Below are 26,410 nucleotides of genomic sequence, written 5' to 3'. Positions count from 1 at the left end.
ACCGATATCAGTTGTTGTAATCCCCCATATTCCTGCACAATATTTTGGTCGCCCCGTAGTAGACCAGCGCGCTTATCACCAGGGCCGGTATTGAGGCGGAAGTGTATTTAAACGGCGCGTGGGAGACGTAGGAGACCGGGTTGAGCAGATAGACATAGCTGAAAAATCCTGCCAGTACGCCTAAAACCCCCGCCGGGTTTATCCCGCCGAGAAAGTAATAAGGAGAATCACCAGCCGTCTGGTAGAGTCCCAGGCTGTTGACCCGCTGTTTTCTGAGCAGGAAATAATCCACGATCTGTATGCCGCAGACAGGAGCGAAGAAAACACCGAGAAAGGCAAAAAACGAACCGGTGTTGTCAAAGAAAAAATTCGGGATGAGAACGGCTATCACCGCTACCGGCAGCAAGACGATAAAGGTGATCCAGTTCCAGCTCACGCCTTTTTGGAAAACCGGTATCTGCTTGAGTCCGATGCTGGCGACATAAGCTCCGACAACCGCTGTTCCTATGTTGGCCATGGCGAGAAAAACGAGTGCGCCGATGCCGAGGTGGACGCCGCCGAATTGTATCAGCCAGGCGGTCGGATCGGAGTCCCCGGTGACCAGTGCGGAGTAGAGGCCGATAAGGCTTATCACCCCCGTGGGCAGCCCCATGCAGAGCATCGCCGGCCAGGCGGCCTGGCGGGCACTGGGCACCATCCTTACTATACCGCCCATATACGGCCACCACGAGAGGACCGAGGCGACAAGGATTTCAAGACCCGCTGTGTAGTCCCAGAGCCGGTCCCCGGACGATGCCAGGGGTTTGCCGCTTAGGATCGCTTCGGCTCCGAATCCGGTGATCAGCTTGTACAGGATCCACAGCGCCAGGCTGGTGACGATTATTGAGATGAAATAGGAGTAATTGCGGATGGATTCTGCCCCTTTTCTGAGCAGCAGCCAGGAAACGGTGATCGCCGCAAGCGAGCCGAGCGCTGACACCGTGCCGACGCCTGACTCGCCGACCCAGCCGGCGGCAAGAGCAATTCTCCCGGTGGCTCTTCCGAGCAGGATGAGCAGCAGGCAGTTCCAGCCGAGAATCGATGCATACTGCAAAAAAATTGAAAAATAGGATCCCCTGACGCCGAACTGCGGAATGCTGGCGGTTATGGTATCCACTCCGTACCTGATGCTGCAGGGAATGGTTGCCAGGACGACAAAGAACATGCCGACCAGGCTTCCGGCAATCATCGCATAGGTACCCATGACCGCGTCGAGGTAGTATGCAACGTAGCCTCCTATCATGTAGCTCCAGGCCGCAACTCCTGCGGAGATGGCAACGGCGGTCAGTCCCCATGCCCCCCAGATGCGTTCCTTCGGCAGGACCGGCCAGGTCCCCTCTATGGCCTCACGGGTCGCTCTCGAATCCATTGTCGTGTTCATATCTGCCACCCCCATACCATGAGGAGAAGAGGAAGGATAATTCCGGCAAGCACCAGGAGCGTATAGTCCTTTTTAGTTAGAGGTTCTCCTTCGTAGTCCGGGTTCTCAACAAGTTTCAGCCGTCTGGCAAGGTCGGGATCGAGTTTTTCTGTAGGCATATCTCCTCCGTTTCAATATTGTGCTGTTGAAAATGGTGCTGACTATTTGAAAGAAATGCAAGATATATGCCAAAGTTTGTATTGCGGTAACATGTTGATAATATGCGGTTAAATTTGGTGTGCCGACATTGTGGGGATACATAAATGAATCTTGATGAGTTTCTCCGTTTAGAGAGAATCATTGTTGTGTTTTTCGGTTCACGATGATTATCTCTTGCGACATTTGATTCCGGTGGCGTCACCGGTTTCCGGTTGTTCTGTTGGTGACAGAAAGTGATCAAAGATGAGAGATTTCTGGTAAGTAAGATACAAATATGAATCTGATCCCACTTTCCGGATAATAACGGGTAAATGATCGTTATTTTTAAATAGTGTGTAAATACAATATGTTAACTGTTTTTGTGCAGCGGTCAGACGATACTTTCTCGGTGGTTGAAAACATTATTTTGCTATTGGTCTTTTTTTTGCAAAATTGGCTGCAGCGATTACGTGGGCATGTCTGCACTGCGAGTGGAACCAAAGCGGTTGGCGAACGTTTTTATCAATTCAATCTTGAGGATGGGGAGCAAAAACAATGTATAATCGAATGGACATCTTATCAGACAAGGACTTTGACCTGCTTCATGAAAACACCTTGAGAGTTTTCGAGCAGGTCGGTGTTGCTTTTCACAGCGAAAAGGCCCTTGATATTTTTAAAAGACATGACATAAAAGTCGAGAACGGCGTGGTATATCTCGGAGCCAAGGATGTTGAAAAAGCGCTCGCGACAACTCCGTCGAGCTATAAAATCCATGCCAGAAATCCGCAACACGATGTGGTCATGGGGGGAGATAATCTTGTCATTGCTCCGGGGTACGGCGCACCTTTTGTGGTAAAAAAAGGAGTGCAGCATCGTGCCGTGCTTGAGGATTACCGGAATTTCTGCAAACTGGTACAGACCTCCAACCATATCGACTACAACGGCATGTTGATGGGCGATCCATCTGACATTCCTGCAGACAGGGGGCATCTGCACATGATGCTTGCCAATCTGGTCAACTGTGACAAGCCGTTTATCGGCAGTTCGGTCTCGGAACGGGCGGCCCTGGATTCCATCGAAATGGCCGGAATCGCCTTCGGCGGCAAGGAAAATATCCAGGACAAGCCGGTAACCATGGGGATTATCAGCTCCCTGTCCCCCCTTGCGTACTCTTCGGAAATGGCAGAAGCCCTCATCGTCTACGCCGAATATGGACAGGTGAACATGGTGGCGCTTCTTTCCCAGGGGGGATCCACCGCCCCGGTAACCCTGCCCGGTCTGCTGGTAACCCAGAATGCCGAAATTCTTGCGGGGATTGTTCTGACCCAGCTGGTCAATCCCGGTTCTCCCGTCATCTATGGATCAACCTCAACCGTTACCGATATGAAAACAGGATCACTCGCAATCGGGGCCCCCGAGCAGTGGCTGATTCAAAATGCGACGCAGCAGATGGGGCAAAGGTACGGTCTGCCGACCAGGGGCAGCGGCGGCATCACCGATGCCCATTGCCTCGATATGCAGGCGGGAATTGAATCGGCCCTCTCGCTTGGGACGACGGTTATGAGTGGGGCAAACTTTCTGCTCCACGGCTGTGGGATTCTCGGCGCCTATATCGCGATGAGTTTTGAAAAATTTCTGGCTGACGAGGAAATCTGCGGAATGCTCCGGCGGAACCTGAAAGGTCTTGGGGTAACTGAGGAGCGGATCGATTTCGCAACCATCAAGGAGGTGGGGCCGGGAGGGGAATACCTTACCCATCCGGCGACATTCAAACATTGCAGAACCGAGTTCTATCTGCCCGAAATAATGAGGCGAAACGACTATTCTACCTGGTCCGTCAAGGGTAAGAAGGAGATCTTTGATATCGCTGAAAAGAAAGTGGAAGAACGGCTCGAACAATGGCGTGAGCCGGAGATGGATGGTGATATCAGGGCCCGGCTTGAAAAATATGTCGAGCAAGCTTTTTGATCTGACCCGCAACCGATAAGACCAGACTGGGGCGAAAGCTGTAACGATTCAAATCTGATTCGCTATGATGTATACAAGAATACATAAAAGAACGATGATTTGCTCAAGGAAGTGTCCGGTGTCCCCGGATGTTGCGACGACAACCGTCGGAGATGTGAGCGAGGAGCTTTTGTTTCGATACATATATGAATCGTATGGTGGTGCGGATTGGTTCGCGATAGTGGTCCGCTGTATGGTGGGGATGTCGTAAAGATGGTTGAAAACAGAGCAATAATTTGGCTGTTGCGGTCGATTGTGTGGGTGTCGTTCAGATTAATTTAACATTGGTATCACGTTTGCAAAACAGAGTATGCCACTGGCGGTGGATCGGCTGAATTTACCAAGTGCTTGCTGGTAGCACCTGGGAGTGATCACTGACCATAATGTTTTTATCAGGCAGCATATAGCGGGTCGGCAATGAAAGCGGTAGGGACTTCCTGACCACTTTCACAAATGGAAATCATAATTCTACAGGAGGATTACATGGTTTGTTTGAAAAAACTGTTTGCGTTTGGAGTGATGCTGTCGTTGTCGGTAACGATCGGTGTTGCCGGAGCGAGTGCGGAAAAAGTGCTGAAGATAGGCGGAATGGCACCGTTGACCGGTCCATCAGCAAAAACCGGCCAGGAAATTAAGCAGTCCGCCGAGATGGCTTTTGAGGAAGCCGGCAACATGATTGGCGACTATAAAGTGGAGCTGGTCTGGATCGACAGCCAGTCCGATCCGGCCAAGGCGACAAATGCGTATGCGGAAGCGGTTGAGCGAAAAGGTATTCAGGTCGGTCTATTGAACTGGCACAGCTCGGTGGCTATTGCGGTAATGGATCTGGCGGCAAAATACAAGATCCCTCACCTGTTCGGCATTGGCGGTAGCTCGGTCATTAACGAAAAATACCGCAGCGACATGGACAAATACAACGGATACTGGCTGAAATCCTGGCCCGTTCCCCAGAAGACCATGACCGGTTATGTGGAATTTCTCGAGGACGCCATTGCCAGCGGCAAATTCAAGCCCCACAGCAAAAAAGTAGTTATTTTCGCGGAAGATACCGACTGGGGTCGTGATATTTTCGCCGGGGCAAAGAAAATGTTCGGAGACGCCGGTTGGGAAATTGTCGCCGAAGATTTTCTGGCACAGAACCAGACCGAGTTTTATCCGCTGCTCACCAAATGGAAGAAGCTGGAGCCGGCCCTGGTATTCGGTTCTTACGGGATGCCCGTCGGCATTACTTCACTTATCAAGCAGTCCCGTGAGGTTGGCCTGAAAGTTCCGATGATCTGCGACGGGCTCGGATGGGCCGGCGAATGGTATTCACTGGCCGGATCGGCTTCCGATTACACCCTCGACATGATCCAGAAGCTGGCAACCGATAAAGCAAAAGCGTGGGCCGCAAATTACGAAAAGAAATATGGCGACAAACCGAGCCCTTCCTCCGGCGGACTTGCATACGATTCAGCAAAGCTCTTTATCAAGGTTGCCAAGAGGGCCCTGGAGAAGACCGGAAAACTAGACTCCGAGAGCCTCAGGCAGGTGGTGCTTGACGAACTGCTGACCGGAAAAATCACCTATTCTGAGGATGAGGGCGCAATCACCGTGAGCCGTTTTTCATATAACGAACAGTCGCTGCCCGACCCCGCTGTGGGCGTTGACGACTGGTATCTCCCGATTATTCAGTACAAGAGCGGTAAAGGCAGGATCGTTTATCCCAAGGCCTGGGCTGAAGCGGAATTTCACGTAATACAATAGGCTGAAACCATTACGGGGAGTCTCTTTTTCGACTCCCCCTGTACTATTTAACCAGGTATGTGGAAGAACACGATGAATATTCTGGAAACGAAGGGTGTTACAAAACGATTTGGCGGGCTGGTTGCGGTTAACGATGTGTCCCTGCACGTTGAAGCAGGTGAGATATTAGGTCTTATCGGGCCCAACGGTGCCGGTAAGACGACTTTTCAGAATACGGTTGCAGGACTCGATCCGCCAACTTCAGGTGAAGTGTATTTTCTCGGGAACAAGGTTACCGGCTTCAGCCCCCAGGTGATGTGCAGTCTCGGCCTGTCGCGGACTTTTCAGATTCCAAGGCCTTTCCCGAAATTAACGGTTCTTGAAAACGTACTTGTTTCGACCGTTTTCGGTAACACCGAGCCGGTTGCCGACAAGGTCAAACATGCACGGGACAAGCTTGACTTCGTAGAATTTCCCCTGGGACACAATGTGCTGTGCGAGACCCTGAATACGGTTCAGCTGAAAAGACTCGACCTGGCGAGGGCACTTGCCAGTTCGCCAAAGCTCTGCCTGCTCGACGAGCTTGCTTCGGGGTTGTCCGAGGTTGAACTCGAGGACATTATCGCCATTATCCGGAAAATTCGCGATACCGGTGTCACAATCTTGATGGTGGAGCACATTATGCAGGTGATCATGAACCTGTGCGACCGGCTGGCGGTTATCAGCTTTGGCAATAAAATCGCGGAAGGACCTACCGGTGAGGTAACCAAGAATCCGAAGGTAATTGAAGCCTATCTGGGTGTGGAAGAGGACTGATAGAGGCTGTTCATGTCTATAAGACGAAGCTAGTTGGGGGTGATATTTTGCTACTCGAAGTGAAAAACCTAAACGCGGGATACGGCTTTCTCAAAGTACTGTGGGACGTTTCCATCCAGATCGACAGGGGTGAGTTTGTAGCGCTGGTGGGGCCCAATGGTGCGGGAAAATCGACTACTTTAAAAACTATTTCGGGGTTGTTGCCGCCGCAGAGCGGAAAAATAACCTTTGATGGCCAGGTCATCAACAATCAGGACTGCGCCTTGAATTGCAGAAACGGCCTGAGCTATATCTCGGAGGAGTTGAACCTCTTTACCGGGATGACGGTTCTTGAAAATCTGGAAATGGGGGCGCAGCTCCTTGATGATAAAAATAAAATGGAGGAGAACCTGCAATTTGTCTTTGAGCTGTTCCCAAGACTTGAGGAGAGGGTCGGCCAGTACGCGGGTACCTTGAGCGGCGGTGAACGGAAGATGCTCGCCATTGCCAGGGGGCTTATGTCCAATCCTATCCTGGTACTGGTCGACGAGCCCTCGCTGGGGCTGGCGCCGCAGGTGACCGAAGAAGTCTTTAACGCACTCAAGGTACTGAACAAAAAAGGCGTGACAATCCTTCTGGTGGAACAGAATGTGACCAAGACGCTGAAATTCTCCTCCCGTGCATACATACTCGAAAAGGGAGAAGTGGTTCTTGAAGGACCTAGTAGTGAGCTGATAACCAATGATCATGTGAAACAGATTTATCTGGGTACATAACCTGAGCCCGGTTTTGGTGCCATATGTTCTGGTGCGTAGTTAATTCAATTAAGTGAGGACGAATAACCAATGAACGATTCGAGCTCAGCTAAAGTGATAGAATGGTTGAAATCGGCTGGAGGGATCACTGTAACCTGTACCATCCTGGTAGCGATTGCCGTATCCTTTCACAAGGGACCATACGTTTTGGTAAATACACTGGTTACGGGCGGTATGTGGGCCTTGATGGCTATAGGAGTTTCCCTGTTGTTCGGGGTTATGAATATTTCAAATTTTGCCCATGGGGAATATTTCATGATAGGTTCCCTGACGGCTTATTACATCATGAACCCCCTGAAACAGTACCTTCTGGAAACACCCAATGATTTTCTCTCTTTTATTACCCCGATTCTGGGTATTGCCGGCGCGGCCATAGTCGGCGCCATTGCGGGTATTGTAACGGATAAAACCATCTTTGCCCAGTTGCGGAAGAGAAACCGCGAAGGGTGGCTGCTCAACTGTTTTTTGATAACCATCGGCATCCAGATAATTCTCATCAATGTCCATATGCTGGTGTTCGGCAACACCTTCAAGGGAGTCGTCAATTACTGGGACGTCCCCTCGGTTGCGTTTGGCGATGTGTATGTCAGTGTTGACAGGGTTGTGGTGTTCGGTATTGCCATGGCGGCCATCGTACTCTTCTGGTACCTCATGATGTATACCAGCCTGGGGAAAAAAATCCGGGCCGTCGCCCAGGATGAAAATGGTGCAAGGATGGTCGGTATACAAGTAAATGGCGTCTATTCGACCACCTTTGCTCTTGCCTGCGGCTTTGCGGCGCTTGCCGGCGGCAGCCTGCTGTTCATGTTTCCGTCGTATCCCACGGTGGGGGTGGCGCCTCTGTACAACTCCTGGTTCATCATCATTCTGGTGGGATTCGGGAATGTGGCCGGGGCGGTGCCGGGCGGTTTCATGATCGCTCTTTTTCAGGTTGTTACAAGGACCTATATGGGGGAAGGGTGGGAAAATGTCATTCCCATGTTCCTCATTGCAATGATTCTGATATTCAAGCCTTACGGAATTTTCGCGACGAAGGTCAGGTCCGTCTGGGAACAATAGGAAAAATACATAGGTGCACGCATGACACAACTAACACAAGATAACAGTACCGGCTTCTCCGGTATCCTTGGTAAAATCTGTCTTTCACCGATGGGGTTGGCAGGGCTCGCAATACTTTTTCTGCTGCCGCTGGTCCCTCCATTTAATCAGGACTATATGATTCGCTGGCTGATTTCCGGAGCGATTGTGGCCGCCGCCGCCGTGGCGTTTGATTTCAGTGCCGGCTATCTGGGAATAGTCAATTTCGGCTACGCCGCATTTATTGGTCTGGGTGCTTACACGTCAGCCATTATCTCCAATAAAATCGGAATATCACCATTTATCACCATCTTTGCCGGGGCCTTGGTTTCAGCGGGACTGGGGGTGTTGACAGGCATCGTATCCCTGAGGTTGCGCGGAATGTTCGCCATCTGTTTTACCTGGTTTATCGGTATTGCGCTGATGGGACTCTGCCTGAAACTTGATTGGCTTACCCGTGGTCCGCTCGGGCTGCAGTGCGATGGATTTTTCGAGGGTAACTCCAGTCTTCCCTATTATTACCTTATTCTGGCGATAATGATCTTCACCTACCTCGTTCTCGGGTTGATGATCAGGTCAGATTACGGGCTTGCTTTCCGGGCTATCGGTCAGAACATGGAGGCGGCCATGACCTCAGGGGTTCACCCGACCAAGTACCGGGTGATAAATTTTACCATGTCCTGCTTTTTTGCAGGGCTGATCGGTGGGTTTTACGGACACTATTACGGCATACTTACCCCCGAGCTGCTGCATACCCAGAAGACTGTTGAGGTACTGGTCATTGCCTATATCGGCGGAAGGTCAAGCCTGTGGGGAGGAATAGTGGCCGCCTTTCCGTTTATTTTTGCAATGGAGCTGTTGCGCTCGAGCCTGTCTGATCTGCCGGGAATCAATCTGATCATATATGGGGTCTTCCTGATTGCCATTATGGTCTACTATCCTGGCGGCGTGGCACAGTTTTTTAAAAACCTGACTGCCAGGAAACAGAGGAGCACAAGCAGTACCGCCCAAAAGGCGAAAACAGCTGAGGCCGGGGTCTGATCGTGGCGAACCGGCCGGGTTGCCACTGCACTGATGCCTGCAGTGTAGCGGCTGGGCGTACTCTTTTAAGCTAGTTATCCGGATATAACCATGAACTGCACTACTCTCAATGTTGATCTGGGAAAAAAGAGTTTCGACAGGATATGCAATGAGATCGACGGCCAGCAGGTCCTTTACGGACAAGCGCTTGATCCGGCCCTGTCTGGTGGCCATCTCTCTTGGCGGTCACCAGCGCCCGGTGCTGAAAATGTACTTCTTTTCGGGGTCGGTCCTTTGGCCGGGACAATGTTTCCAGGGGCCGGCGTGGCTTCTTTTTTCGGCCGCTCAAGTGATTCTTTCCCCGTAAGATCGGGGCGCATAGCCGGTGATTTCGGCAGTGCCCTGCGAAGCGCCGGATACAACCGGCTGTCTGTTTCAGGAACTGCGCAAAATCCTTGCTGCCTCTATATCAGTGACGATATCGTCGAGATCAGGGACTGCTCGTTGTTACAGTTCAGGAATATGGACGAACTGGCCGCAGCCGTAACAGAAGAACTGGACGATCCTGATGTGAAAATAATCGCCACAGGTATCAGCGGGGACAACGGGGTCGCCGGAGCCGTCGCCCAGTGCTGTCGAACCCGCTCAGGTTCAGTCGACCTTGGTCATATCATGGTGCGGATGAACCTGAAAGTGATCGCGGTGAGCGGTACCGGCGGCGTGAGGGTCTCAGAACCTGAAAATTTTTTTCGGACCTGCCTGCAGCTGCATAGGGAGATCGCAGAAACAGGTAAAGGCGGTACGAAAAAACAATCCAGTCAGACCGGTTTTTTCGACCGCGGTGGTATGGCCCTCTTTACCTCTCTTGGCAACGGCCGCCTAAGCTGTGCCGGATGCGGAATCGGGTGCTATGCCAGGTATCATGTCTATTCGCATCAGGCCGTCCTCGTCGGTTCCAAGGAGCTGCAAGGGCTCGGTGAACTCCTCAGCTTCGATCAACCGGAGCAGGTGGCGCAGTATATAAGATTTTGCCAGAACAGCGGCCTTGACAGCAGATGGTTTGCCAGAATCTACAACTGGCTTTGCGAGCTCACCCACCGCAAGATTCTTGACCCGGTTCATGTCGACGGAATCAGGGTGCATGGCGGAAATCAGGCCGCGCTGATGGATCTTGCGCAGAAAACTGTGACCCGGTCCGGGGTTGGCGACATACTGGCAGGAGGCGTCGAGTCCGCTTCACGTTTTTTTGGCCAACGGCTGTCTTCGTGGTGTGAATCCGGATACGACACGGCTGGCGGTGGCATGCAAATGGTTTCGGGATCAAGGCTTTCAGATTTGCTCGGAATCTGCTCCGGGGTAAGTCAAATTCTGGGGCCGGCCCGTCTGGGCGCAGCGCGGCTGGCAGTTGCATTGAACCAGTGTTGCGGTCTCGATCTTTCTGCTGCAGACCTCATGGATCAGCTCGTAGAGATGGAGCAGCACACAAGTGAGTGCAGCGCCGACGGTTGCCGTCTGTACCAGTGAAGATTTATGGGGGAGGTGGAGTCTGCAGTGGAACAAGAACCGTATGTGATAACCATCGATTACACAAGGTGTAGCGGCTGCAGGGTTTGCGAACTTGCCTGTTCGCTGAGCCACTACCAGGAGTGTAGCAGTAATCTTTCCCGGATACGCCTGGTGGAGGTAACAGTGGCCGGTGTTGTCGCGGCCGCTCCGACCCTGTGCCAGAACTGTTGTGATCCGCCGTGTGAAAAAATATGCCCGACCGGAGCCACCCGCCGCGACCCTGAAAGTAACCTGATGACCGTTGCTGAAGAGTTGTGCATCGGCTGCAAGGGGTGTGTCCACGGATGTCCGTTCGGCGCCACTGCGATCAACCCGTATCGGGATGCGGCCTTTCGCTGCGATCAGTGTGGAGGCTTTCCGGTATGTGTTGAGGTTTGCCCGGAAAATGTGCTCTCCTATTGGCCACTATCCGTTGTCAGTAACAGGTTGAGAAGAAAGAGAAAGAAAATGTCGGCCAATTTTTCGTTACCGGCGCCAACAGTGTTGTGACCTGCAGGCAGAAAAAGAGGAGAATCCGGGAGTCGACCATGGAGATGAGTGGATCAATATACGTGAAGCTGTTTGAACCCGCGGCGTCTGCAAAGAAAAAAACCACCGTCGCAGCTCTTGCAACCGCCGGGCAGCAACCTCCGGTGGACCTGGCATATGTCAAGCGCAAGCTGCAAAGTCAACGGGAAAAGTCCGTTTCGCAACTTGAAAGCCTTGGTCGGATGTTTCTGGAAAATTTTTCTGAATGTACCGGGATCTCTGCTCATTACGCTGCAACCGACCGCGATGCGGCTGGAATCATCGGCGATGCGGTCGGTGCCGGAGCCCGACTCTTTGCCAACAATTCTGGGACGGTACAGGAAATTGAAGAGAGCTTGGGGGCAGTGGGAGTGAAAATAAGCTACAACTACCTCGAAGACAGAAATATTGCTGAAAACAGATTGGGCCATCCCTGGCTTTTTCCGGAAAACTGCTGTGACCCCGCCGAAGACTGGTTTTCCGTGAGCAAAAAATTCCCGCTGCCGGGTGGTTCCAGTACAAAACGATGCTATGACGCAACGGCGCTGATCGGTGTGAACAGCGCGGCGGCTGCGGACGGAACCATGTTTTTACTCCAGCACACCTCTAATATCGAAAAACTGCTCCGGTCAAGGCGCATCGTTTTTCTGGTGGCGATGGAAAAAATCGTTTCCGACCAGAAACAGGCCAGGTTTCAGACCGCCTGGGCCGGCAACTTCGGTCTGCAGAATATTCTGCTCAACCTGCAAAAGGACACGGTTGACAAGCGCGATTCCCGGCAGCCACTTTTCCCCCTCAAAAAGACCGAACTCAAACATGGTGACAGTGGTCCTGAAATAACGGTTATCGTGCTGGACAACGGCAGGACAAGCCTTCTTAAGACACCTTACCAGCAGGTTCTCCACTGTATAAGCTGTCGCAGCTGTATGCGTGAATGTCCGACCTATAAGTTTTTCGGGAAAGAAAAAGGCCGGTATCCCCAGCTCTACCTGTTTAATTTTCTTCTGGGCAAAATTGGTGATATCGACCTCTGCAGTTTTTGCAATAACTGCTCGTATGAGTGTCCGGTCGGTATCGATATCGCAAAAATGAATTCCCTTGTCAAGGCAAGGGCTCACGGAGCTTTTTATCGAGCCAAAACGAGGCTTCTGGGCAACGCGGAGCTGCTTGGTGCTGTCACTAGGGCGACAGCGCCCTTTGCCGGGACAGTTTTTGCCAACCCGGTTTTCAAGCTGATGACCGAGAAAAGCGTCGGCATCCACAGAAAAAGGCAGCTGCCGGTTTATGATAAAGAGCCGATACGCCGATACCCGCGTCTTGAAAAACCGTCGAGGAAAATTCTCTATTACGCCGGGTGCTGGGCCGGCTTTTTTGAACACAGCGTCTACAACAGCACCCTGCAGGTTTTTAACCGGCTCGGCATTGAACTTGAGGTCGTACGGTCGAGGTGCTGCGGATTGCCCCTTATAGCTTCCGGCGAGGTGGAAGCGGCGAAAAAAAAAGCCGCATTGCTGGTGGAAGAATTTTCCCGGCTTGACGCCCAGGCCGATATCATAACCACCTGCCCGAGCTGTTCCCTTGCGCTTAAAAAAGATTATATCGACCTGGGCGTCAAGGGTGCCGAACAGATTGGAGGAAGGGTGGTCGATATTTTTCAGTATCTTCTTGATCTTCCGGAAATCAAAAATGGTAAAGTGACGTTTCGTGAATGTGGTGCTCGGCTGGCGTATCATCTTCCATGTCATCAACGGGTTCAGGACCTTGGCGGTGTCGCCATTGATGCACTGCGCCTCATCCCCGGACTCGAGGTGCACGACGTCAACAGGGGATGCTGCGGCATTTCCGGCGCCTGGGGACAGAAAAAGCAGTTTTATGACTACTCGATGGTTACGGGCGGGGAAGTGTTTGCCGGGATAGACCCAAGTCAATACTCGGCTGTTGCAACGGAGTGCGGAACCTGCAGTCTCCAGATGGCTCACGGAACGGGTATGGATGTGGTGCATCCGATAACAGTGATTGCTGATCATCTCCAGGAATATAAAAGTTAGAGGGCGGGAACATGGATGGATCTCTTATGAAAAGCCGGTTGGTGCAGCGCTGAAAAATGTTCGTGCCTGATCGGTTGTCTGTAATATTCTGTAATTTCATCCTAAAATTTGTTTTTTGACCGGGAATGTGAGAAAAAGTAGGGTGAGGGGTGGCGAAATCATAGAAGAGGACTACTTTTGGAGGCTACTTACATGATTTTTTTTACGTAGCCCAAGAGTTTATTCCAACAAAGGAGAATTGAAATGAAGATACTGATTGCGTACGACAAAAACACCTCTATTTCCAACGTTCTTGAAAAGGGGGTGGAAAGAGCTAAGGCTGACGGCGCCTACGTCTACCTTGTCCGGACCTGTTCGGCTGACCGGAAAATCGAGGAGCTCTCAGAACTCGAAGAGCAGATGAACCAGATTAAAAACGATGTGTTCGACAAAGAGGGTATTGCCTGTGAGACTCATCTGCTGATCAGGGGTGTTGCCCCGGGAGAGGACATCGTCCGCTACGCCAAGCAGAAAGAGGTCGATGAGATAATTATCGGGATAAAAAAGCGCAGCAAGATCGGCAAGATGGTTTTTGGTTCCAACGCCCAGTATATCATCCTCGAAGCGCATTGTCCCGTGCTCACTGTCAAGTAGATGGCGGAACAATGCCGCAAAGCTCTCCCTGCCGCCCGGTGCTGTCGTGAGTGTGGGGAGAGAAAGAGCGGCAAATAACAGGGTTGGCGAGACATGAGACTTACAGGATATGAGAAGAGGATGCGTGACGGTGAAAGGGGCGCGGCTGCGGCAATGGCCATGTCCGTTATTGTCGAGCTTGCCGAAGCGGTTGACGCGCCGCAGCTGGTGGAGATCACTCATGTACACACCGACAGCGGATTCTATCTCGGCGATGCCGGTCTCGAATTTGTCGAACATCTTGTCCGGTTGGGGGGCAGGGTAGCGGTACCGACATCGATGAACAATACCTCCTATGATATTGCAAGAGGTGGAGTTTATGGTGTTCCCGACGGGTTGCTGCAGAAAATAAAACGACTGGAGCAGGCTCATTTGGCCATGGGCGCTCTGGGCTCGTGGACCTGCGCCCCTTATCAGGATAACATTCTCCCCGGACTCAGGGAGAATGTCGCCTGGTCCGAGTCCAACGCCATCGTCTATGCCAATTCCATTCTTGGGGCGAGAACCAATCGAACCGGTGATCTGGTGGATATCTGCTGTGCCCTGACCGGACGCGCTCCCAAGAGTGGCCTTTATCTCGAGGAAAACAGAAAAGCCAAGTATCTGGTGGATCTTGAGGGTTTTAGTGGGGATATTTTCGCCGATCCCAGGTTTTATCCCCTCCTGGGATATTTTATCGGTAACCGGTTCGGCAATAGTATCGTGGCGGTATCGGGAATTCCGAGAAGAGCGGTGAATCTCGATGACCTGAAAGGGTTTGGTGCCGCCGCGGCATCCTCCGGGGCCACCGCCCTGTTTCATCTCGAAGGTATCACCCCGGAAGCGATAACCCTTGATTCCTGTCTTGATCAGAGCGTCGAGGTGGAGCGTCACGCAGTTACCCTTGAAGATATCTGGCAATCGGAGGAACTCCTCTGGACTGCTGAAAAAGACGATCTGGATTGGGTCGGTCTGGGATGTCCCCATTTTTCCAAAGCTGAATTCAGAACTCTTCTGCAGTGTGTGCGGGGTAAAAAAATCAACGGCAACGTCTTTTTTACCGTGTTCACCAGCAGGGAAATCTTGAAGTGGGCAAGGCGGGAGGGGCTTGTCGACGAACTCAGAGAGTACGGTATAGAAGTCTATTGCGACGGCTGCCTGCTCCTTTATCCCAACTACCTGAAGAGTTCGGGAACCATGATGACCAACTCGGTGAAAGCCGCTAATTATATCCACTCCCAGGCTGGGTTTAAGGCGGCATACGGGTCCATAGGCGACTGCGTCGCCTCGGCAGTCGAGGGCAGGATCTTGCGGAGCGGGGTGCCATGGAGAATGTAATTCACTGCAAGCCTCTGGTGGCGGGTCGGGTTTCCGGACAAATCCTGAAAAGTAACCAGACCATAAGCTTCTGGGGGGGAGTGGATCCGGCGACAGGCGTGGTAACCGATCCGCGACATGAGCTGTTTGGGCAGTCGATCACCGGCAAAGTGCTGCTTTTTCCCTATGGCAAAGGGTCTGCCGCGGCACCCATGGTGCTGCTTGAGCTTGTCAGGCAAAAAACCGGTCCTGTGGCAATAATCAACGTCGAACTTGATCCCCTGCTTGTTGCAGGGCCTGTTATCAGTAAACATTTTTATGATTCTCAGGTCGTCGTTGCCCTGATTGGCCGTGGCGATTTCGATAAACTGCAGACGGGGTGTGACTGTGTGGTTGACACCGACCGCCAAGAGTTGAGCTATCGCCCGGTAGCCTGAATGGCATGCAAGTAAGGGGGCTTTCCCCCCTTATTCTCCCCGGCGAATTTTACCGTCGCCCTTTATTTGTCTGAAAACTTTGTTACTATGTGATGCAACAACGGCAGGTGCACCTCCTGGCCGTATTCACCTGAAACAATGCATCTGGTATTGTTTCAGGCCCGGATAATTTCCCGCATTCGGGCCGGAGATTAATTGCAACCCTGGGCGTGGGCATGAGCGATGTGATCAGTAACGACAAACGGATGGAACAACTCGAAAAGTGTCTGCAGGAAAACAGTTCGCTCCAGCGGCAGAATGAGCAGTTGAAAGCGGCGCTTCAGCAGGTGCCGATCGGGGTAATGATCTCAAGTGGGTCCGATAATTCCGTGCTGATGATGAATCAGGAGATGGAGCGAATGATCGGGATCTCCAGGGAGCTGATCATCGGCAGACATTTTGCCAGGGAATTCCACGGCAGAGGGGGCAAAATATCGTATACAGGAGAAAACGGGATACTGTCGGACAGTTTTGCCAGACATTCCCTGTCCAGCAATCACCTCATAGTTAAAGACTGTGAATTGCTGATACACCGGCCGGACGGGGAAGAGATTGTCGTCTCGATGAGTTCCTCGCCGATCCTTGGCGCTAATCAGGAAATTATGGCGATAATCTCCATTTTAAGCGATGTTACGGAGAGAAAGAAGCAGGAAAATTTTTATAAAAACGCCAAAGAACGCCTTGAGGTGGAAGTTCAAAGGAAGACCAGGGATCTCAAGGATATGAATTCACAGCTGGAAACCATCTTCAACAACTCCTCGGAAAGTCTCTGGGTCTGCGACGGACAGGGGGTGGTTATCAGTGTCAACAAGGCAAGTGAAAAACTTCACGGACTCCCGGAAGAGGATGCGATCGGGAGATACGTCGGTGATCTTGTCGATGAAGGATTTATTGATCAGTCGGTTACCGGAAAAGTACTCAAGACCGGGGAGCAGACAACCATTATCCAGAAGGTGAACAGAACCGGTAAACAGCTGCTGGTTACCGGAACCCCTGTTTTCGACGATGACGGAAAGATCACCATGGTCATCATCAACGAACGGGACCTGACACGGCTCAACGAGCTTCAACGGGAATTGCAGCAGGCCAAGGAGGAAACCGACCGCTTCAAGGTTGAATTGAGCGAACTCCATCTGCAGGATCTGGCTAAAGAAGAGATAATCGCATACAGCCGCCAGATGCAGGACATACTTCTGGTGTGCCGTAAGCTGGCAAATATGGCGATATCCAACATCCTGATTCTCGGAGAGTCGGGGACGGGCAAAAGCATGCTTGCCAAATATCTGCACACCAGCAGTTCCAAGCGCAAGGGTCCCTTTGTGAAGATCAACTGCGCCGCCCTTCCGGAGAGTCTGCTGGAGGCGGAACTGTTCGGGTACGAAAAGGGGGCCTTTACGGGGGCCAGGGACCAGGGCAAGATAGGGCTTTTTGAATTGGCCAATGACGGGACCATTTTCCTCGACGAGATCGGCGAGCTTCCCATCAGTCTGCAGGCAAAGCTTCTTCACTGCCTTGAGGAAAAAGAGATTATGCATCTGGGCGGTCTGGAGCCGATCTCGATTAACTGTACGGTGATTGCCGCAACCAATGTCGATCTCGCCGGCAGGGTCCGTGAACGAAAATTCCGCAAAGATCTCTTTTTCAGGCTCAACACGTTTCCCATAACGATACCGCCTTTACGTGAGCGAAGCGAAGATATTCTTGAGCTTTCCCTCTATTTTCTCAATAAATACAATGAAAAATACAATGCCAACAGACAACTGACCTCAGAGGAGCTTGATAAAATCCAGGCGTACCCGTTTCCGGGAAACGTCAGGGAACTGAAGAATATCCTGAAAAAGATGATCGTGCTGGCGGATAACAGCCTGTTGAGTGCGGTGTCTGAGGGGGAAGCGGTCTACGCCGCAACGGACAAGCGGGTGAAGACTCCGGGACCGGTGGTGGAGCAGAGCCTTAAAAAGAGTCTGGCTGAGTATGAAAAATCTATTCTGGAGCATGCCCTCAACACCTATACCACCACCCGGACCCTGGCAAAACATCTTGAGATCAGCCAGTCGCAGGTCGTAAGAAAATTATCCGAACACGATCTTTCCCACAGGCTCAAGCGCAATCGCGGCTGAGTTCTGCGGTTGAATGAGCGTCGTCATCGTCCCCGCCCTCCATCAGAGGGGGCGTTTTTACTATGCATTTGAGTTGATAATGATTCGATATGCACGCAACATGCCGTATTCACTGAAGAAAATCTAAAAAATTCATTGATGCATTTTAGGGTCATTGCAACCAATTGAAATAACACTATATTTTAATTTTTTGAACATTTTATGCATCAAAACCCGCCGGTGTTATTTTTGTGTCTCTTGGGTTGGGAATTGTAACGTTTTGATTTTTCGTTAAATGTGGCAATGGCGACGTAGTGGCACGATAGATGCTATGAAACAGGTGAAAAGAATATGTTGCGTGGGTAAGCGGTGTCCCCGGCCGATCCATATTGGAAAATTTTGATGTGCTCTCCGGGGGTGTCGAGACATAGAGTTGAAACGAGGCGACATGAGGCGCTTTTTTCTGCCGAAAAGCGTTTCTCCTCAGCCTGGCCGGGTTCTTGGCAGGTCCGGCCGGGTTTTTCATTAATGAAAAACAAGTGAAGGAGCGGGATATGATTGTTGTTGGTGAGCTGATAAACGCCAGCCGTAAGGCAATTGGCGAGGCGATTCTTAACCAGGACGTGGCGGCGATTCAGAAGGTGGCGAAAGACCAGGAAGAAGCGGGTGCTAATTATATCGACGTAAACGCCGGTATTTTCGTGGAGGAAGAAGGCGATTATCTCAAGTGGCTGGTGGAGACGGTCCAGGAGGTGGTTGACGTACCCTGTGCAATTGACAGTCCCAGCTATCAGGCGATCGAGGGCGCTCTTAAGGTTCACAAGGGTGATGCTCCCCCGATGATCAATTCCATTTCTCTTGAAAAAGAGCGGTATGAGGCTCTGTTGCCGATACTCGCCGGCACCGATCTCAAGGTGGTTGCTCTCTGCATGAGCGATGAAGGCATGCCGGAGACGACCAAAGAACGTCTTGATATTGCTGAAAAACTGATCAATGGTCTCACCGGAGTAGGGGTGAAGCTTGATAATATTTTTGTCGACCCCCTTGTTCAACCGGTTTCAACCAATGCTGAATTCGGCATGGAATTTATCAACGCTGTTGAAGCGATCAATAAAGAGTTTAAGGGAGTGCACACCATGTGCGGGCTTTCCAATATTTCCTTCGGGCTGCCCAATAGAAAATTCCTTAACCAGACTTTTGCGGTAATGGCGATTGCCAAAGGACTTGACGGACTGATCATTAATCCTCTGGACAAGAAGATGATGGCCAATATGATCGCAGCGGAATCGCTTGCCGGCCGCGACAATTACTGTGGTAATTACCTTAAGGCACACAGGGCGGGGAAGTTTGATCTGTAACGATCTGCTAAACTGCAAACATTAAAAACGTGGGAGAAGATTTGATGGACATGACAAGCAACAGCAGTATTCATGAGTTGAGATCTCAGGTGGTATCCGCCGGTTATGCCAGCGGTACAGCGAAGTACATCGCTTCGGCCAAGGGATCGATCCTCACCGATGTGGAGGGCAATGAGATCATCGACTTTGCCGGCGGTATTGCGGTAATGAACGTTGGTCACAGCCACCCGAAAGTGGTCGAGGCTATCAAGGACCAGGCGGAAAAATTCACTCACACCTGTTTCATGGTAAATCCTTACCCGGGCGCTGTTCGCCTGGCCGATCGCCTGGTCAAGGCAACTCCCGGTGATTTCCCGAAAAAGGCCGTGTTTATCAACAGTGGCGCCGAGGCGGTGGAGAACGCGATCAAGATCGCCCGCTACTATACCAAGAGACCGGGTGTTGTAGTGTTCGATGCCGCATATCACGGTCGTACCTGCCTGACCATGACCATGACCGCCAAGGTCAAGCCGTACAAGTGGGGCTTCGGTCCGTTTGCCCCGGAAGTATATCAAGCACCTTTTGGTGATATTGAAGCGTTCAAAGAATCTTTTATTACCGGAATAGATCCGGAAAACACCGCGGCGGTCATTGCCGAGCCGGTACTGGGCGAAGGTGGTTTCCTTGCTCCGCCGGATGATTTTTATCCGCAGGTTGCAGAGTTCTGCAAGGAGCATGGCATCCTCTTTATCGCCGATGAGATCCAGACCGGTTTTGGCCGTACCGGAAAAATGTTTGCAATGGAACATTGGGGTGTTGAGCCTGACCTGATGACCTGCGCCAAGTCCCTTGCTGCAGGAATGCCGATCAGTGCCGTAGTTGGCCGTGCTGAAATTATGGACGCCGTTCATCCCGGCGGACTCGGCGGCACCTATGGTGCAAATCCGCTGGCCTGTGCGGCTGCCAATGCTGTATTTGACATCTTCGAGCAGGAAAATCTCCTGGAGCAATCGGTAAAACTTGGAGACACCCTGGGCGCGCGGTTTGGGCAGTGGCTTGAAAAATTTGCCAATGTCGGGGAGATTCGTGGTCTCGGCGCAATGCGCGGGATAACAATCGTAACCAAAGACGGCCGTCCTGATGCCGACACTGCGAAGAAGCTTTCTTCCTACTGCTTTGACAGGGGACTGTCGATTCTGGTGTGCGGTATTCACGGCAATGTCATCCGTGTTCTGATGCCGCTCAATATAGAGGATGAGCTGCTTGAGAAAGGATTGAGCATTATGGAAGCGGGCCTGTCAGAGCTGAACGGCTGATGGTTGCCTTAAAGAGTAACAACAACCCCATAAGACGTTACTAGGAGAGTCAAATGGCTAAGATATTTTCCCGATACGGGGATGGTACGCCACTCGAACTGGACGAGAAGGAGCTTATGGAGGAGCTTCATGCGGGAACGGAGGATGCGGCGGATCGTGCCAAGGTGTCCACGTTGACCGATGATGATTTGAAGCATCTCTACGAGATTCTTGCCAGCCCCTATAAGTTTGTCAGTGTGGAGCCGGGTAAAGAGGTTCTGTTGACCTATGATGCCGGTACCCTGAAAATCAGGCGGGTCGGCGTAAACGTCGACAGAATCCAGGCGCTGCAGATCTATGAAAAAATCATGGGCGCAGACACCATGGAGCTGTGTCATGTCGATTACAGCTATAAGCCGCTTAAGCCGATCGTTACGATGGAGCAGCCGATCCTGGAACAGGCGCTGCTTTCCACGCATATCCCGCTGTTTTACGGGGCAATGCCGAATCTCGGGCTTTACAGTCAGCCCGATGGGCCTTTCCCCAACCCTGCAGAGCTGCTGCCCAACGGCAAGATCAAGGAGGCTCGCGAGTCCCTTGAGCAGACTGTAGAGGAAGCGGTGAGAGACATTGTTTTTGCCGGTTCGGCAATGTATGAATCAGGGGCCGACGGCATCAACCTCGACTCCGTAGGGGCCGCCGGCGACGCCGATTTCCTCGCATCGCTGATGGCTACCAAGAAACTGAAAGAGAAGTATCCGGACATCTGCATCGAGATCGGCATGGCGGGTGAGTTTATCCTCGGTATGCATGGCGAACTTGAGTTTGAGGGAACGCGGCTTGCAGGGCTCTACGCCCATGATCAGGTTCGGCTCGCCGCCCAGGCCGGAGCAACCATTTTCGGCCCAGTGGTAAATACCAATACCACGGAAACCTCCGCATGGAACCTGGCCCGCGCAATCACCTTTATGAAGGCCTGCGGCGAGGTTGCAGAGATTCCGATTCATCCCAACATGGGAATGGGCGTTGGAGCGGTTCCAGTCAACGACCATCCGCCGATCGACTCAGTGTCGAGAGCTTCGGCCGCCATGACCAGCCTGGTCCGTCTGGACGGATTGTAGGTTGGCGTGGGCGATCCCATTTCCATGGCGATCACCCACGCGCACGCCTCAGGCATGGGCGGAATGCGAGGAGCCGGAGATCTGGTTGCTCGTGTGCAAATGTCAAAGGGCATGCGAACCTGGGAAGCAAAACAGTATGTAGCTGATAAACTTGGTGTGGCGGTAGCGGAACTGACTGATCCGGTAATAATGACTGAAGTTCGTGAGGACATGAACATCGGCCAGATTACCCCGCTGCCTGGATGCGCCAAGGGAATCGAAGCTAAATTCAATATCCAGAAGGCGCTTGATATACAAATCAACTGCGTTGACAGGTTCAGGAAACGGGCTGCTATTTGATTCCTGGACGAGTCCGGATCTTCGGTTCTACCCTGCCGGTTAATGCCGGGGATCCGGGTTTATAATCTGAAAAGTAAGGAGACAGAACGTTATGATTTCCCCTGAGATCATAGAAGAAGCAAAACAGATGCTTGTCGATCAGAACAAAGCAAAGGTTGAGGAGATTACCAAAAAGGTCATCGCCGACGGCGGTGATCCGCTGGAGCTGATGAACCAGGCGTACATCCCCGGTATCAACAAGGTGGGTGATCTTTTCGGCCGCGGTGAGCTGTTTCTTCCTGAGCTGATGCAGGCGGCGGACGTTATGAAAATCGCAACAGACCTGGTCAACGATGCGCTTGCCACAGGTTCTAACGTCGCAGCCAAGAAGGCCGGGCGCGTGGTTATTGCAACCGTTAAGGGCGATGTGCACGATATCGGCAAATGTATCGTGGTATCGCTGATGAAAGCGAACGGTTTTGAAGTCTATGACCTCGGCCGTGACATCGATGTTGATACCATCATCCAGAAAGCGGATGAGGTGAACGCTGATGTTATCGGGACCAGCGCCCTTTTGACCACCACCATGAAGGAGCAGAAGGTGCTTGAGGAAGCCCTGAAATCAGCAGGGATGCGTGACCGTTTCCTCACCATGGTTGGCGGCGCTCCGGTAACCCCGAGATGGGCTGCCCGTATTGGTGCCGATGCCTATGCTGAAGATGCGCAGGACGGTGTCAACAAGGTCAAGGAGCTGATTGCTCAGAAGTAACTTTTTATTCAGGGGCCGGTGGGCGTGATCTCCGCCGACTCCTTACAGAAAAGACGGGGTCAAACCCGTTGTGAGAATACCTGGGTGCTTTGCCTTTTCTCTTTGTAAGAGGCGAAGCACCGTTTTTTTACCCCCCAGGTGATCCTGCCTGCAGGTGTGTGGTCGGCGGTTTTGTTGTGTAACCAGCCGAAAGTGCTTGCGATATGAGACGTGAAGGAAAAGAGCCGGGGGCAGTGTTGCAGAAAATTTGCGTCGTAAGCCGTTAAAAAGCTCAGGACGAATCGGTTGGCAAGGGAGTGGACGGGGATAGGACACGCCGGGCTGGTCACAGGCTGAAGTGACGTTATGATCGGTGATTTTCCGGGCAACCACTAACCGATTGTTGATAATACGGACCCGGCAGCGCTCACCGCCGACCGGTTTAACAGTTACGGCTATTACTACAGGAGAGATATATGAAAGGGTATTACAACAGGCTGTTGATTGTCGATATGAGCTCAAAGAGTTTTTCAATTGAAGCAATTGAAGACGAGGTGCTCGCCAAGTGCTTAGGCGGGAAAGGGCTTGCGACCCATTATCTGCTTAAGAGGAACCCCGAGGGGGTCGACCCGCTGGCTCCGGAAAACAATATTATCATCGCTACCGGTCCGTTTTGCGGCGGCCGTCTCTGGGGTGGGTCCCGGTACGGAGTGTATACCAAATCCCCTCTTACCGGTTTTTATTCCGAGTCCTACTCCGGGGGGAAGGTTCCCGAAGCGATCGATGCGACCGGGTTCGACCTGATCATTTTTACCGGTAAGGCCGACAAGCCGACGGTGCCGGTCATCACCCCCGACGGGGTAACGTTTGAGGATGCATCCGAGCTGTGGGGCATGGATACCTTTACCGCCGAAGAGCAGGCCATGGAGCGCTTTGATGCCGGGAATGAAGCGTATCGGAAAAAAGGCGCGGTTGTAATCGGTCCCGCCGGGGAAAACCTGGTTAAATATGCGATCATCGCCAATGATAAGTGGCGTTGCGCAGGCCGTACCGGTGTGGGAGCGGTTCTTGGTTCCAAAATGGTAAAAGGCGTTGTCTTTCAAGGTGATCGTAAGAGGGAGTACGCGGATCCGGAAGGCGTTGCCGAGTATGCCAAGGGTTTCTCCAAGGAGAACGTCAATCACCCCGGGGTGAAGGCCTATAAGAAAATGGGGACAACCATGATGGTGGCCCTGATGAACAACTCCGGCGCTTTTCCGGCAAAATACTGGTCCCAGGGGTCCTGTGAACATTGGGAGAAGATCAGCGGTGAGACCTATCATGAAGAGCACGATGTAACCGCTCACGCCTGTGCCAAGTGCTTTATGGCGTGCGGGCGCCTGGCGACCATCAAGAAAGGTCGGCACAAGGATCTGCAGCTTGAGGGACCCGAGTATGAAACGATTTATGCCTTTGGCGGCCTCTGTATGATCGATGAAATGGAGGAGGTGGCCTATCTCAACGATCTGTGTGACCGGCTGGGGATGGACACCATTACCGCCGGAAACCTCTGCGGGCTGATGATGGAGGCCAAGGAGCAGGGCCGCATTGATTATGAAATCGAATATGGCAATGCTACCCAGGCAGCACAGCTGCTCGAGAAGATCTGCGCCAGAAAGGACGAGGGCGCGGTGCTGGCAGACGGCATCAAGGCTGCGGCTGCAAAATGGCAGCTTGAAGATATCGCCATCCACGTAAAAGGCATGGAGCCTGCAGGGTATGATCCGAGAAAGCTCAAAGGGATGGGCCTTACCTTCGGCACTTCTCCACGTGGGGCCTGTCACCTGCGAACCACCTTTTACAAGCCAGAGTTGGCCGGCATGATTCCAGCTGACCAGATCAAGGACAAGGCGGAAATGCTTATCGATTTCGAGGATCGGCTGAACATTTTCGACACCCTGACCCTGTGCCGTTTTTATCGCGACCTGTACACATGGGAAGAGCTGGTCAAAACCATCTCCCTGGTGACCGGGCGCGAGGCGACCACCGATTCTTTGCGGGAGACTGCCTCCTATATTTCCGACATGACAAGGCAGTTCAATCTCCAGGAAGGATTTACCGCAGAGGATGACCGGCTTCCCAAGAGACTGCACAAGGAGTCGCTGCCCGAGGGCGGATCTCTTACCGCTGAAGAGATGGAGTACATGCTCCAGGACTATTACCGACTCAGGGGATGGGACGAAAAAGGCAGGCCGGCAGGCTGCTGATCGGGGTGAAACCAAGGATTTCCGCGGTAGCTGGATTATCAAGACAGGTGCCGCGGAGGTAAAAATCGGGCCGGGTGCCGCCCTTTTTTGACTGGAAATTGGTGCCAGGAAAAATTTTGCCACCATACATTCTGGCATTGAGGTGAACTTTTAGATGAAAGGGTTAGACATTTTGTGAGATATTTTATCAAATTTGCTTATTTTTCTCCAAATTAATTTTTTTTTTGATGTATAAAAAGCCCAAGTGTGTTATAGGGCTCTATTGTAACATTAAGTGTTGAATGACGACGAATTGCAATAATCCGTGTTCTCAGGATGTTATGTGCTTGCTCGCTCTTTTTATGTGTTGGGTGGAGTGTTTTGACAGACTGGCGCGGTTATTTGATAGAGTTTCATCGAAGCAGTCTTTTTTGCCCGGATGGTGAATTAGACACGAAACAGCGACATGCGGAGAGTGGATCGGATGTGATCACATGGACTCTAAATCCATGCAGCCGGGTGCGACTCCCGGACTCTTCGCCATGCGTTGCTGTCATTCGCAGAAAAGATGCAACAGGCAAGAGAGTTGGAAAACAAAAAGAACAAATCTGCTAAGGCGAGATTTTATCGCAAAAGAGTCAAGATCTTTAACGTGATTAATAAGATCAAACTCTGGCCCTCCCGCAGCGGCAGACTTCACGGGGTAAGATCCATCGAAGTTGTCGGCGAAATGGGTAAGATAACCACCCACTGTAACAAGGAATTCCTGGTGAGGGATTCCCGCAACAGCAGGGCTGGCAGGTGGCTCAGAAATAAATGGTATTTCAAGGCATGTCCGGATTGCCGGATACCGGATTGGAAAATCGAGAAATACGGTTCAACCAGGTTTAGGCGACACCAGGGGTCTTTGCTGATGGATTCAGCACCCGAGTCGGAAGAAAAGGATTAGGGTGGGCAAGCAATAATTCTTTTGGCCGATGCGGTTACTCTGGAACTTTTAATAGATGGATAAAAAAGGAGACAAGGAAATGGCGGATTTTAATGCAATGCAGGAAGCTTTGGTGGCATGTGATCAGGATAAACTCACCGCTCTGGTAAACGGCGCTGTTGGTGAGGGAGTTGCTGCAAGCGAGATCCTGAACAAAGGTCTGATTGCAGGTATGGATATCGTCGGCGAGAAGATGGAAAGCGGCGACATGTTTATTCCTGAGGTTCTCATGGCTGCACAAACCATGGCAGCCTGCCTGGAAATCATCAAGCCCCTCCTCGGAGACGACGAATCTTCTGCCGCGGCAACCGTAGTTATCGGAACCGTCAAAGGCGACCTCCATGACATCGGTAAGAACCTGGTAGCGATGATGATGGAAAGTGCCGGTATGAAGGTAGTCAATCTCGGGGTGGACATCGATCCGGAACAATTTGTTGCCCAGATTAAAGATAACAACGCATCCATCGTATGCCTTTCTGCACTTCTCACCACCACCATGGTGATGATGAAAGAGACCATCGACGCCATCTCCGAGGCAGGACTCAGGGAGCAGGTCAAGATCATGATCGGCGGTGCTCCGGTAACCCAGGCTTATGCTGATGAAATCGGCGCCGACGGTTTTGCACCGGATGCCGGATCAGCTGCCAAACTTGCCAAGAAACTGGCTGCATAAAGGAG

At 51.9% G+C, this 26,410-nt stretch carries 21 protein-coding genes and 1 pseudogene; 20 read left to right on the top strand and 2 right to left on the bottom strand.

Features of this window, described 5'->3' with window-relative positions:
* Window positions 1–7: 7 nt before the first annotated feature.
* Window positions 8–1,420, bottom strand: coding sequence for a cytosine permease (locus tag BLQ17_RS02350; RefSeq protein WP_176761044.1), 1,413 nt, complete (start codon window positions 1,418–1,420; stop codon window positions 8–10).
* Entirely contained in the window at window positions 1,417–1,578 is a 162-nt protein-coding gene (locus BLQ17_RS22465) for a hypothetical protein (RefSeq protein WP_176761043.1), read from the bottom strand. Before BLQ17_RS22465 ends, BLQ17_RS02350 begins: the two co-directional genes overlap by 4 nt.
* A 574-nt stretch (window positions 1,579–2,152) precedes the next feature.
* On the opposite strand from BLQ17_RS22465, the gene BLQ17_RS02345 reads away from it, so the two are divergent.
* The 20 genes and pseudogenes from BLQ17_RS02345 to BLQ17_RS02250 all read left to right on the top strand — a co-directional run bounded on the left by BLQ17_RS02345 (window position 2,153) and on the right by BLQ17_RS02250 (window position 26,405).
* Entirely contained in the window at window positions 2,153–3,565 is a 1,413-nt protein-coding gene (locus BLQ17_RS02345) for a trimethylamine methyltransferase family protein (RefSeq protein ID WP_092219407.1), read from the top strand.
* A 522-nt stretch (window positions 3,566–4,087) separates the two neighbouring features.
* A complete protein-coding gene (locus BLQ17_RS02340; protein ID WP_245694945.1) occupies window positions 4,088–5,350 on the top strand; it encodes an ABC transporter substrate-binding protein in 1,263 nt (420 codons plus the stop codon).
* Between the two features lie 72 nt (window positions 5,351–5,422).
* Window positions 5,423–6,145, top strand: a complete 723-nt coding sequence (locus BLQ17_RS02335) for an ABC transporter ATP-binding protein (RefSeq protein WP_092219405.1) — start codon at window positions 5,423–5,425, stop codon at window positions 6,143–6,145.
* A 59-nt stretch (window positions 6,146–6,204) separates the two neighbouring features.
* On the top strand, window positions 6,205–6,900 hold the full coding sequence (locus BLQ17_RS02330) for an ABC transporter ATP-binding protein (RefSeq protein WP_245694944.1): 696 nt from the start codon (window positions 6,205–6,207) through the stop codon (window positions 6,898–6,900).
* Between the two features lie 69 nt (window positions 6,901–6,969).
* The gene (locus BLQ17_RS02325) at window positions 6,970–7,998 is read left to right on the top strand and encodes a branched-chain amino acid ABC transporter permease (protein ID WP_092219401.1); all 1,029 of its coding nucleotides are present in this window, start codon (window positions 6,970–6,972) and stop codon (window positions 7,996–7,998) included.
* A 21-nt stretch (window positions 7,999–8,019) separates the two neighbouring features.
* Complete coding sequence (locus BLQ17_RS02320) at window positions 8,020–9,057, top strand: branched-chain amino acid ABC transporter permease (RefSeq protein WP_092219399.1); 1,038 nt, start codon at window positions 8,020–8,022, stop codon at window positions 9,055–9,057.
* Window positions 9,058–9,147: 90 nt separating this feature from the next.
* The gene (locus BLQ17_RS02315; protein WP_092219397.1) at window positions 9,148–10,560 is read left to right on the top strand and encodes an aldehyde ferredoxin oxidoreductase N-terminal domain-containing protein; all 1,413 of its coding nucleotides are present in this window, start codon (window positions 9,148–9,150) and stop codon (window positions 10,558–10,560) included.
* Between the two features lie 27 nt (window positions 10,561–10,587).
* Window positions 10,588–11,091: a 4Fe-4S dicluster domain-containing protein gene (locus BLQ17_RS02310; RefSeq protein ID WP_176761042.1), complete on the top strand. Its 504-nt coding sequence runs from the start codon at window positions 10,588–10,590 to the stop codon at window positions 11,089–11,091.
* A gap of 44 nt (window positions 11,092–11,135) precedes the next feature.
* The gene (locus tag BLQ17_RS02305) at window positions 11,136–13,157 is read left to right on the top strand and encodes an anaerobic glycerol-3-phosphate dehydrogenase subunit C (protein WP_176761041.1); all 2,022 of its coding nucleotides are present in this window, start codon (window positions 11,136–11,138) and stop codon (window positions 13,155–13,157) included.
* 243 nt (window positions 13,158–13,400) lie between these two features.
* A complete protein-coding gene (locus BLQ17_RS02300; RefSeq protein ID WP_092219391.1) occupies window positions 13,401–13,790 on the top strand; it encodes a universal stress protein in 390 nt (129 codons plus the stop codon).
* 93 nt (window positions 13,791–13,883) lie between these two features.
* Window positions 13,884–15,146, top strand: a complete 1,263-nt coding sequence (locus BLQ17_RS02295) for an aconitase X (RefSeq protein ID WP_092219389.1) — start codon at window positions 13,884–13,886, stop codon at window positions 15,144–15,146.
* Window positions 15,134–15,562 (top strand): aconitase X swivel domain-containing protein, encoded by a 429-nt coding sequence (locus tag BLQ17_RS02290; protein ID WP_092219387.1) that lies wholly within the window; start codon window positions 15,134–15,136, stop codon window positions 15,560–15,562. Before BLQ17_RS02295 ends, BLQ17_RS02290 begins: the two co-directional genes overlap by 13 nt.
* Before the next feature lie 215 nt (window positions 15,563–15,777).
* Window positions 15,778–17,721 (top strand): sigma 54-interacting transcriptional regulator, encoded by a 1,944-nt coding sequence (locus tag BLQ17_RS02285; RefSeq protein WP_092219385.1) that lies wholly within the window; start codon window positions 15,778–15,780, stop codon window positions 17,719–17,721.
* Window positions 17,722–18,254: 533 nt separating this feature from the next.
* Entirely contained in the window at window positions 18,255–19,058 is an 804-nt protein-coding gene (locus BLQ17_RS02280; protein ID WP_092219383.1) for a methyltetrahydrofolate cobalamin methyltransferase, read from the top strand.
* Window positions 19,059–19,102: 44 nt separating this feature from the next.
* A complete protein-coding gene (gene gabT / locus BLQ17_RS02275; RefSeq protein ID WP_092219381.1) occupies window positions 19,103–20,353 on the top strand; it encodes a 4-aminobutyrate--2-oxoglutarate transaminase in 1,251 nt (416 codons plus the stop codon).
* 53 nt (window positions 20,354–20,406) lie between these two features.
* Window positions 20,407–21,792 (top strand): annotated as a pseudogene (mtbB, locus tag BLQ17_RS02270) ([dimethylamine--corrinoid protein] Co-methyltransferase).
* A 91-nt stretch (window positions 21,793–21,883) separates the two neighbouring features.
* Window positions 21,884–22,540 (top strand): cobalamin B12-binding domain-containing protein, encoded by a 657-nt coding sequence (locus BLQ17_RS02265; RefSeq protein ID WP_092219379.1) that lies wholly within the window; start codon window positions 21,884–21,886, stop codon window positions 22,538–22,540.
* Window positions 22,541–22,995: 455 nt separating this feature from the next.
* Window positions 22,996–24,765 (top strand): aldehyde ferredoxin oxidoreductase family protein, encoded by a 1,770-nt coding sequence (locus BLQ17_RS02260; protein ID WP_092219377.1) that lies wholly within the window; start codon window positions 22,996–22,998, stop codon window positions 24,763–24,765.
* 547 nt (window positions 24,766–25,312) lie between these two features.
* Window positions 25,313–25,693, top strand: a complete 381-nt coding sequence (gene pylSn, locus BLQ17_RS02255; protein WP_092219682.1) for a pyrrolysine--tRNA(Pyl) ligase small subunit — start codon at window positions 25,313–25,315, stop codon at window positions 25,691–25,693.
* 79 nt (window positions 25,694–25,772) lie between these two features.
* Complete coding sequence (locus tag BLQ17_RS02250; protein ID WP_092219680.1) at window positions 25,773–26,405, top strand: corrinoid protein; 633 nt, start codon at window positions 25,773–25,775, stop codon at window positions 26,403–26,405.
* Window positions 26,406–26,410 lie beyond the last annotated feature (5 nt).

The organism is Desulforhopalus singaporensis (genome assembly GCF_900104445.1).
Lineage (GTDB): Bacteria > Desulfobacterota > Desulfobulbia > Desulfobulbales > Desulfocapsaceae > Desulforhopalus_A > Desulforhopalus_A singaporensis.
Note: the sequence above shows the minus strand (reverse complement) of the source record. Positions and strands in the feature narration are given on the sequence as shown.

Excerpts from the sequence above, each read along its gene's own strand:
- BLQ17_RS22465 (WP_176761043.1), bottom strand. The coding sequence starts at position 1,578 with ATGCCTACAGAAAAACTCGATCCCGACCTTGCCAGACGGCTGAAACTT.
- BLQ17_RS02305 (WP_176761041.1), top strand. The coding sequence starts at position 11,136 with ATGAGTGGATCAATATACGTGAAGCTGTTTGAACCCGCGGCGTCTGCA.
- BLQ17_RS02295 (WP_092219389.1), top strand. The coding sequence starts at position 13,884 with ATGAGACTTACAGGATATGAGAAGAGGATGCGTGACGGTGAAAGGGGC.
- BLQ17_RS02285 (WP_092219385.1), top strand. The coding sequence starts at position 15,778 with ATGAGCGATGTGATCAGTAACGACAAACGGATGGAACAACTCGAAAAG.
- BLQ17_RS02265 (WP_092219379.1), top strand. The coding sequence starts at position 21,884 with ATGATTTCCCCTGAGATCATAGAAGAAGCAAAACAGATGCTTGTCGAT.
- BLQ17_RS02340 (WP_245694945.1), top strand. The coding sequence starts at position 4,088 with ATGGTTTGTTTGAAAAAACTGTTTGCGTTTGGAGTGATGCTGTCGTTG.
- pylSn (WP_092219682.1), top strand. The coding sequence starts at position 25,313 with ATGCAACAGGCAAGAGAGTTGGAAAACAAAAAGAACAAATCTGCTAAG.
- gabT (WP_092219381.1), top strand. The coding sequence starts at position 19,103 with ATGGACATGACAAGCAACAGCAGTATTCATGAGTTGAGATCTCAGGTG.
- BLQ17_RS02325 (WP_092219401.1), top strand. The coding sequence starts at position 6,970 with ATGAACGATTCGAGCTCAGCTAAAGTGATAGAATGGTTGAAATCGGCT.
- BLQ17_RS02280 (WP_092219383.1), top strand. The coding sequence starts at position 18,255 with ATGATTGTTGTTGGTGAGCTGATAAACGCCAGCCGTAAGGCAATTGGC.
- BLQ17_RS02290 (WP_092219387.1), top strand. The coding sequence starts at position 15,134 with ATGGAGAATGTAATTCACTGCAAGCCTCTGGTGGCGGGTCGGGTTTCC.
- BLQ17_RS02260 (WP_092219377.1), top strand. The coding sequence starts at position 22,996 with ATGAAAGGGTATTACAACAGGCTGTTGATTGTCGATATGAGCTCAAAG.
- BLQ17_RS02335 (WP_092219405.1), top strand. The coding sequence starts at position 5,423 with ATGAATATTCTGGAAACGAAGGGTGTTACAAAACGATTTGGCGGGCTG.
- BLQ17_RS02300 (WP_092219391.1), top strand. The coding sequence starts at position 13,401 with ATGAAGATACTGATTGCGTACGACAAAAACACCTCTATTTCCAACGTT.
- BLQ17_RS02315 (WP_092219397.1), top strand. The coding sequence starts at position 9,148 with ATGAACTGCACTACTCTCAATGTTGATCTGGGAAAAAAGAGTTTCGAC.
- BLQ17_RS02320 (WP_092219399.1), top strand. The coding sequence starts at position 8,020 with ATGACACAACTAACACAAGATAACAGTACCGGCTTCTCCGGTATCCTT.
- BLQ17_RS02350 (WP_176761044.1), bottom strand. The coding sequence starts at position 1,420 with ATGAACACGACAATGGATTCGAGAGCGACCCGTGAGGCCATAGAGGGG.
- BLQ17_RS02250 (WP_092219680.1), top strand. The coding sequence starts at position 25,773 with ATGGCGGATTTTAATGCAATGCAGGAAGCTTTGGTGGCATGTGATCAG.
- BLQ17_RS02345 (WP_092219407.1), top strand. The coding sequence starts at position 2,153 with ATGTATAATCGAATGGACATCTTATCAGACAAGGACTTTGACCTGCTT.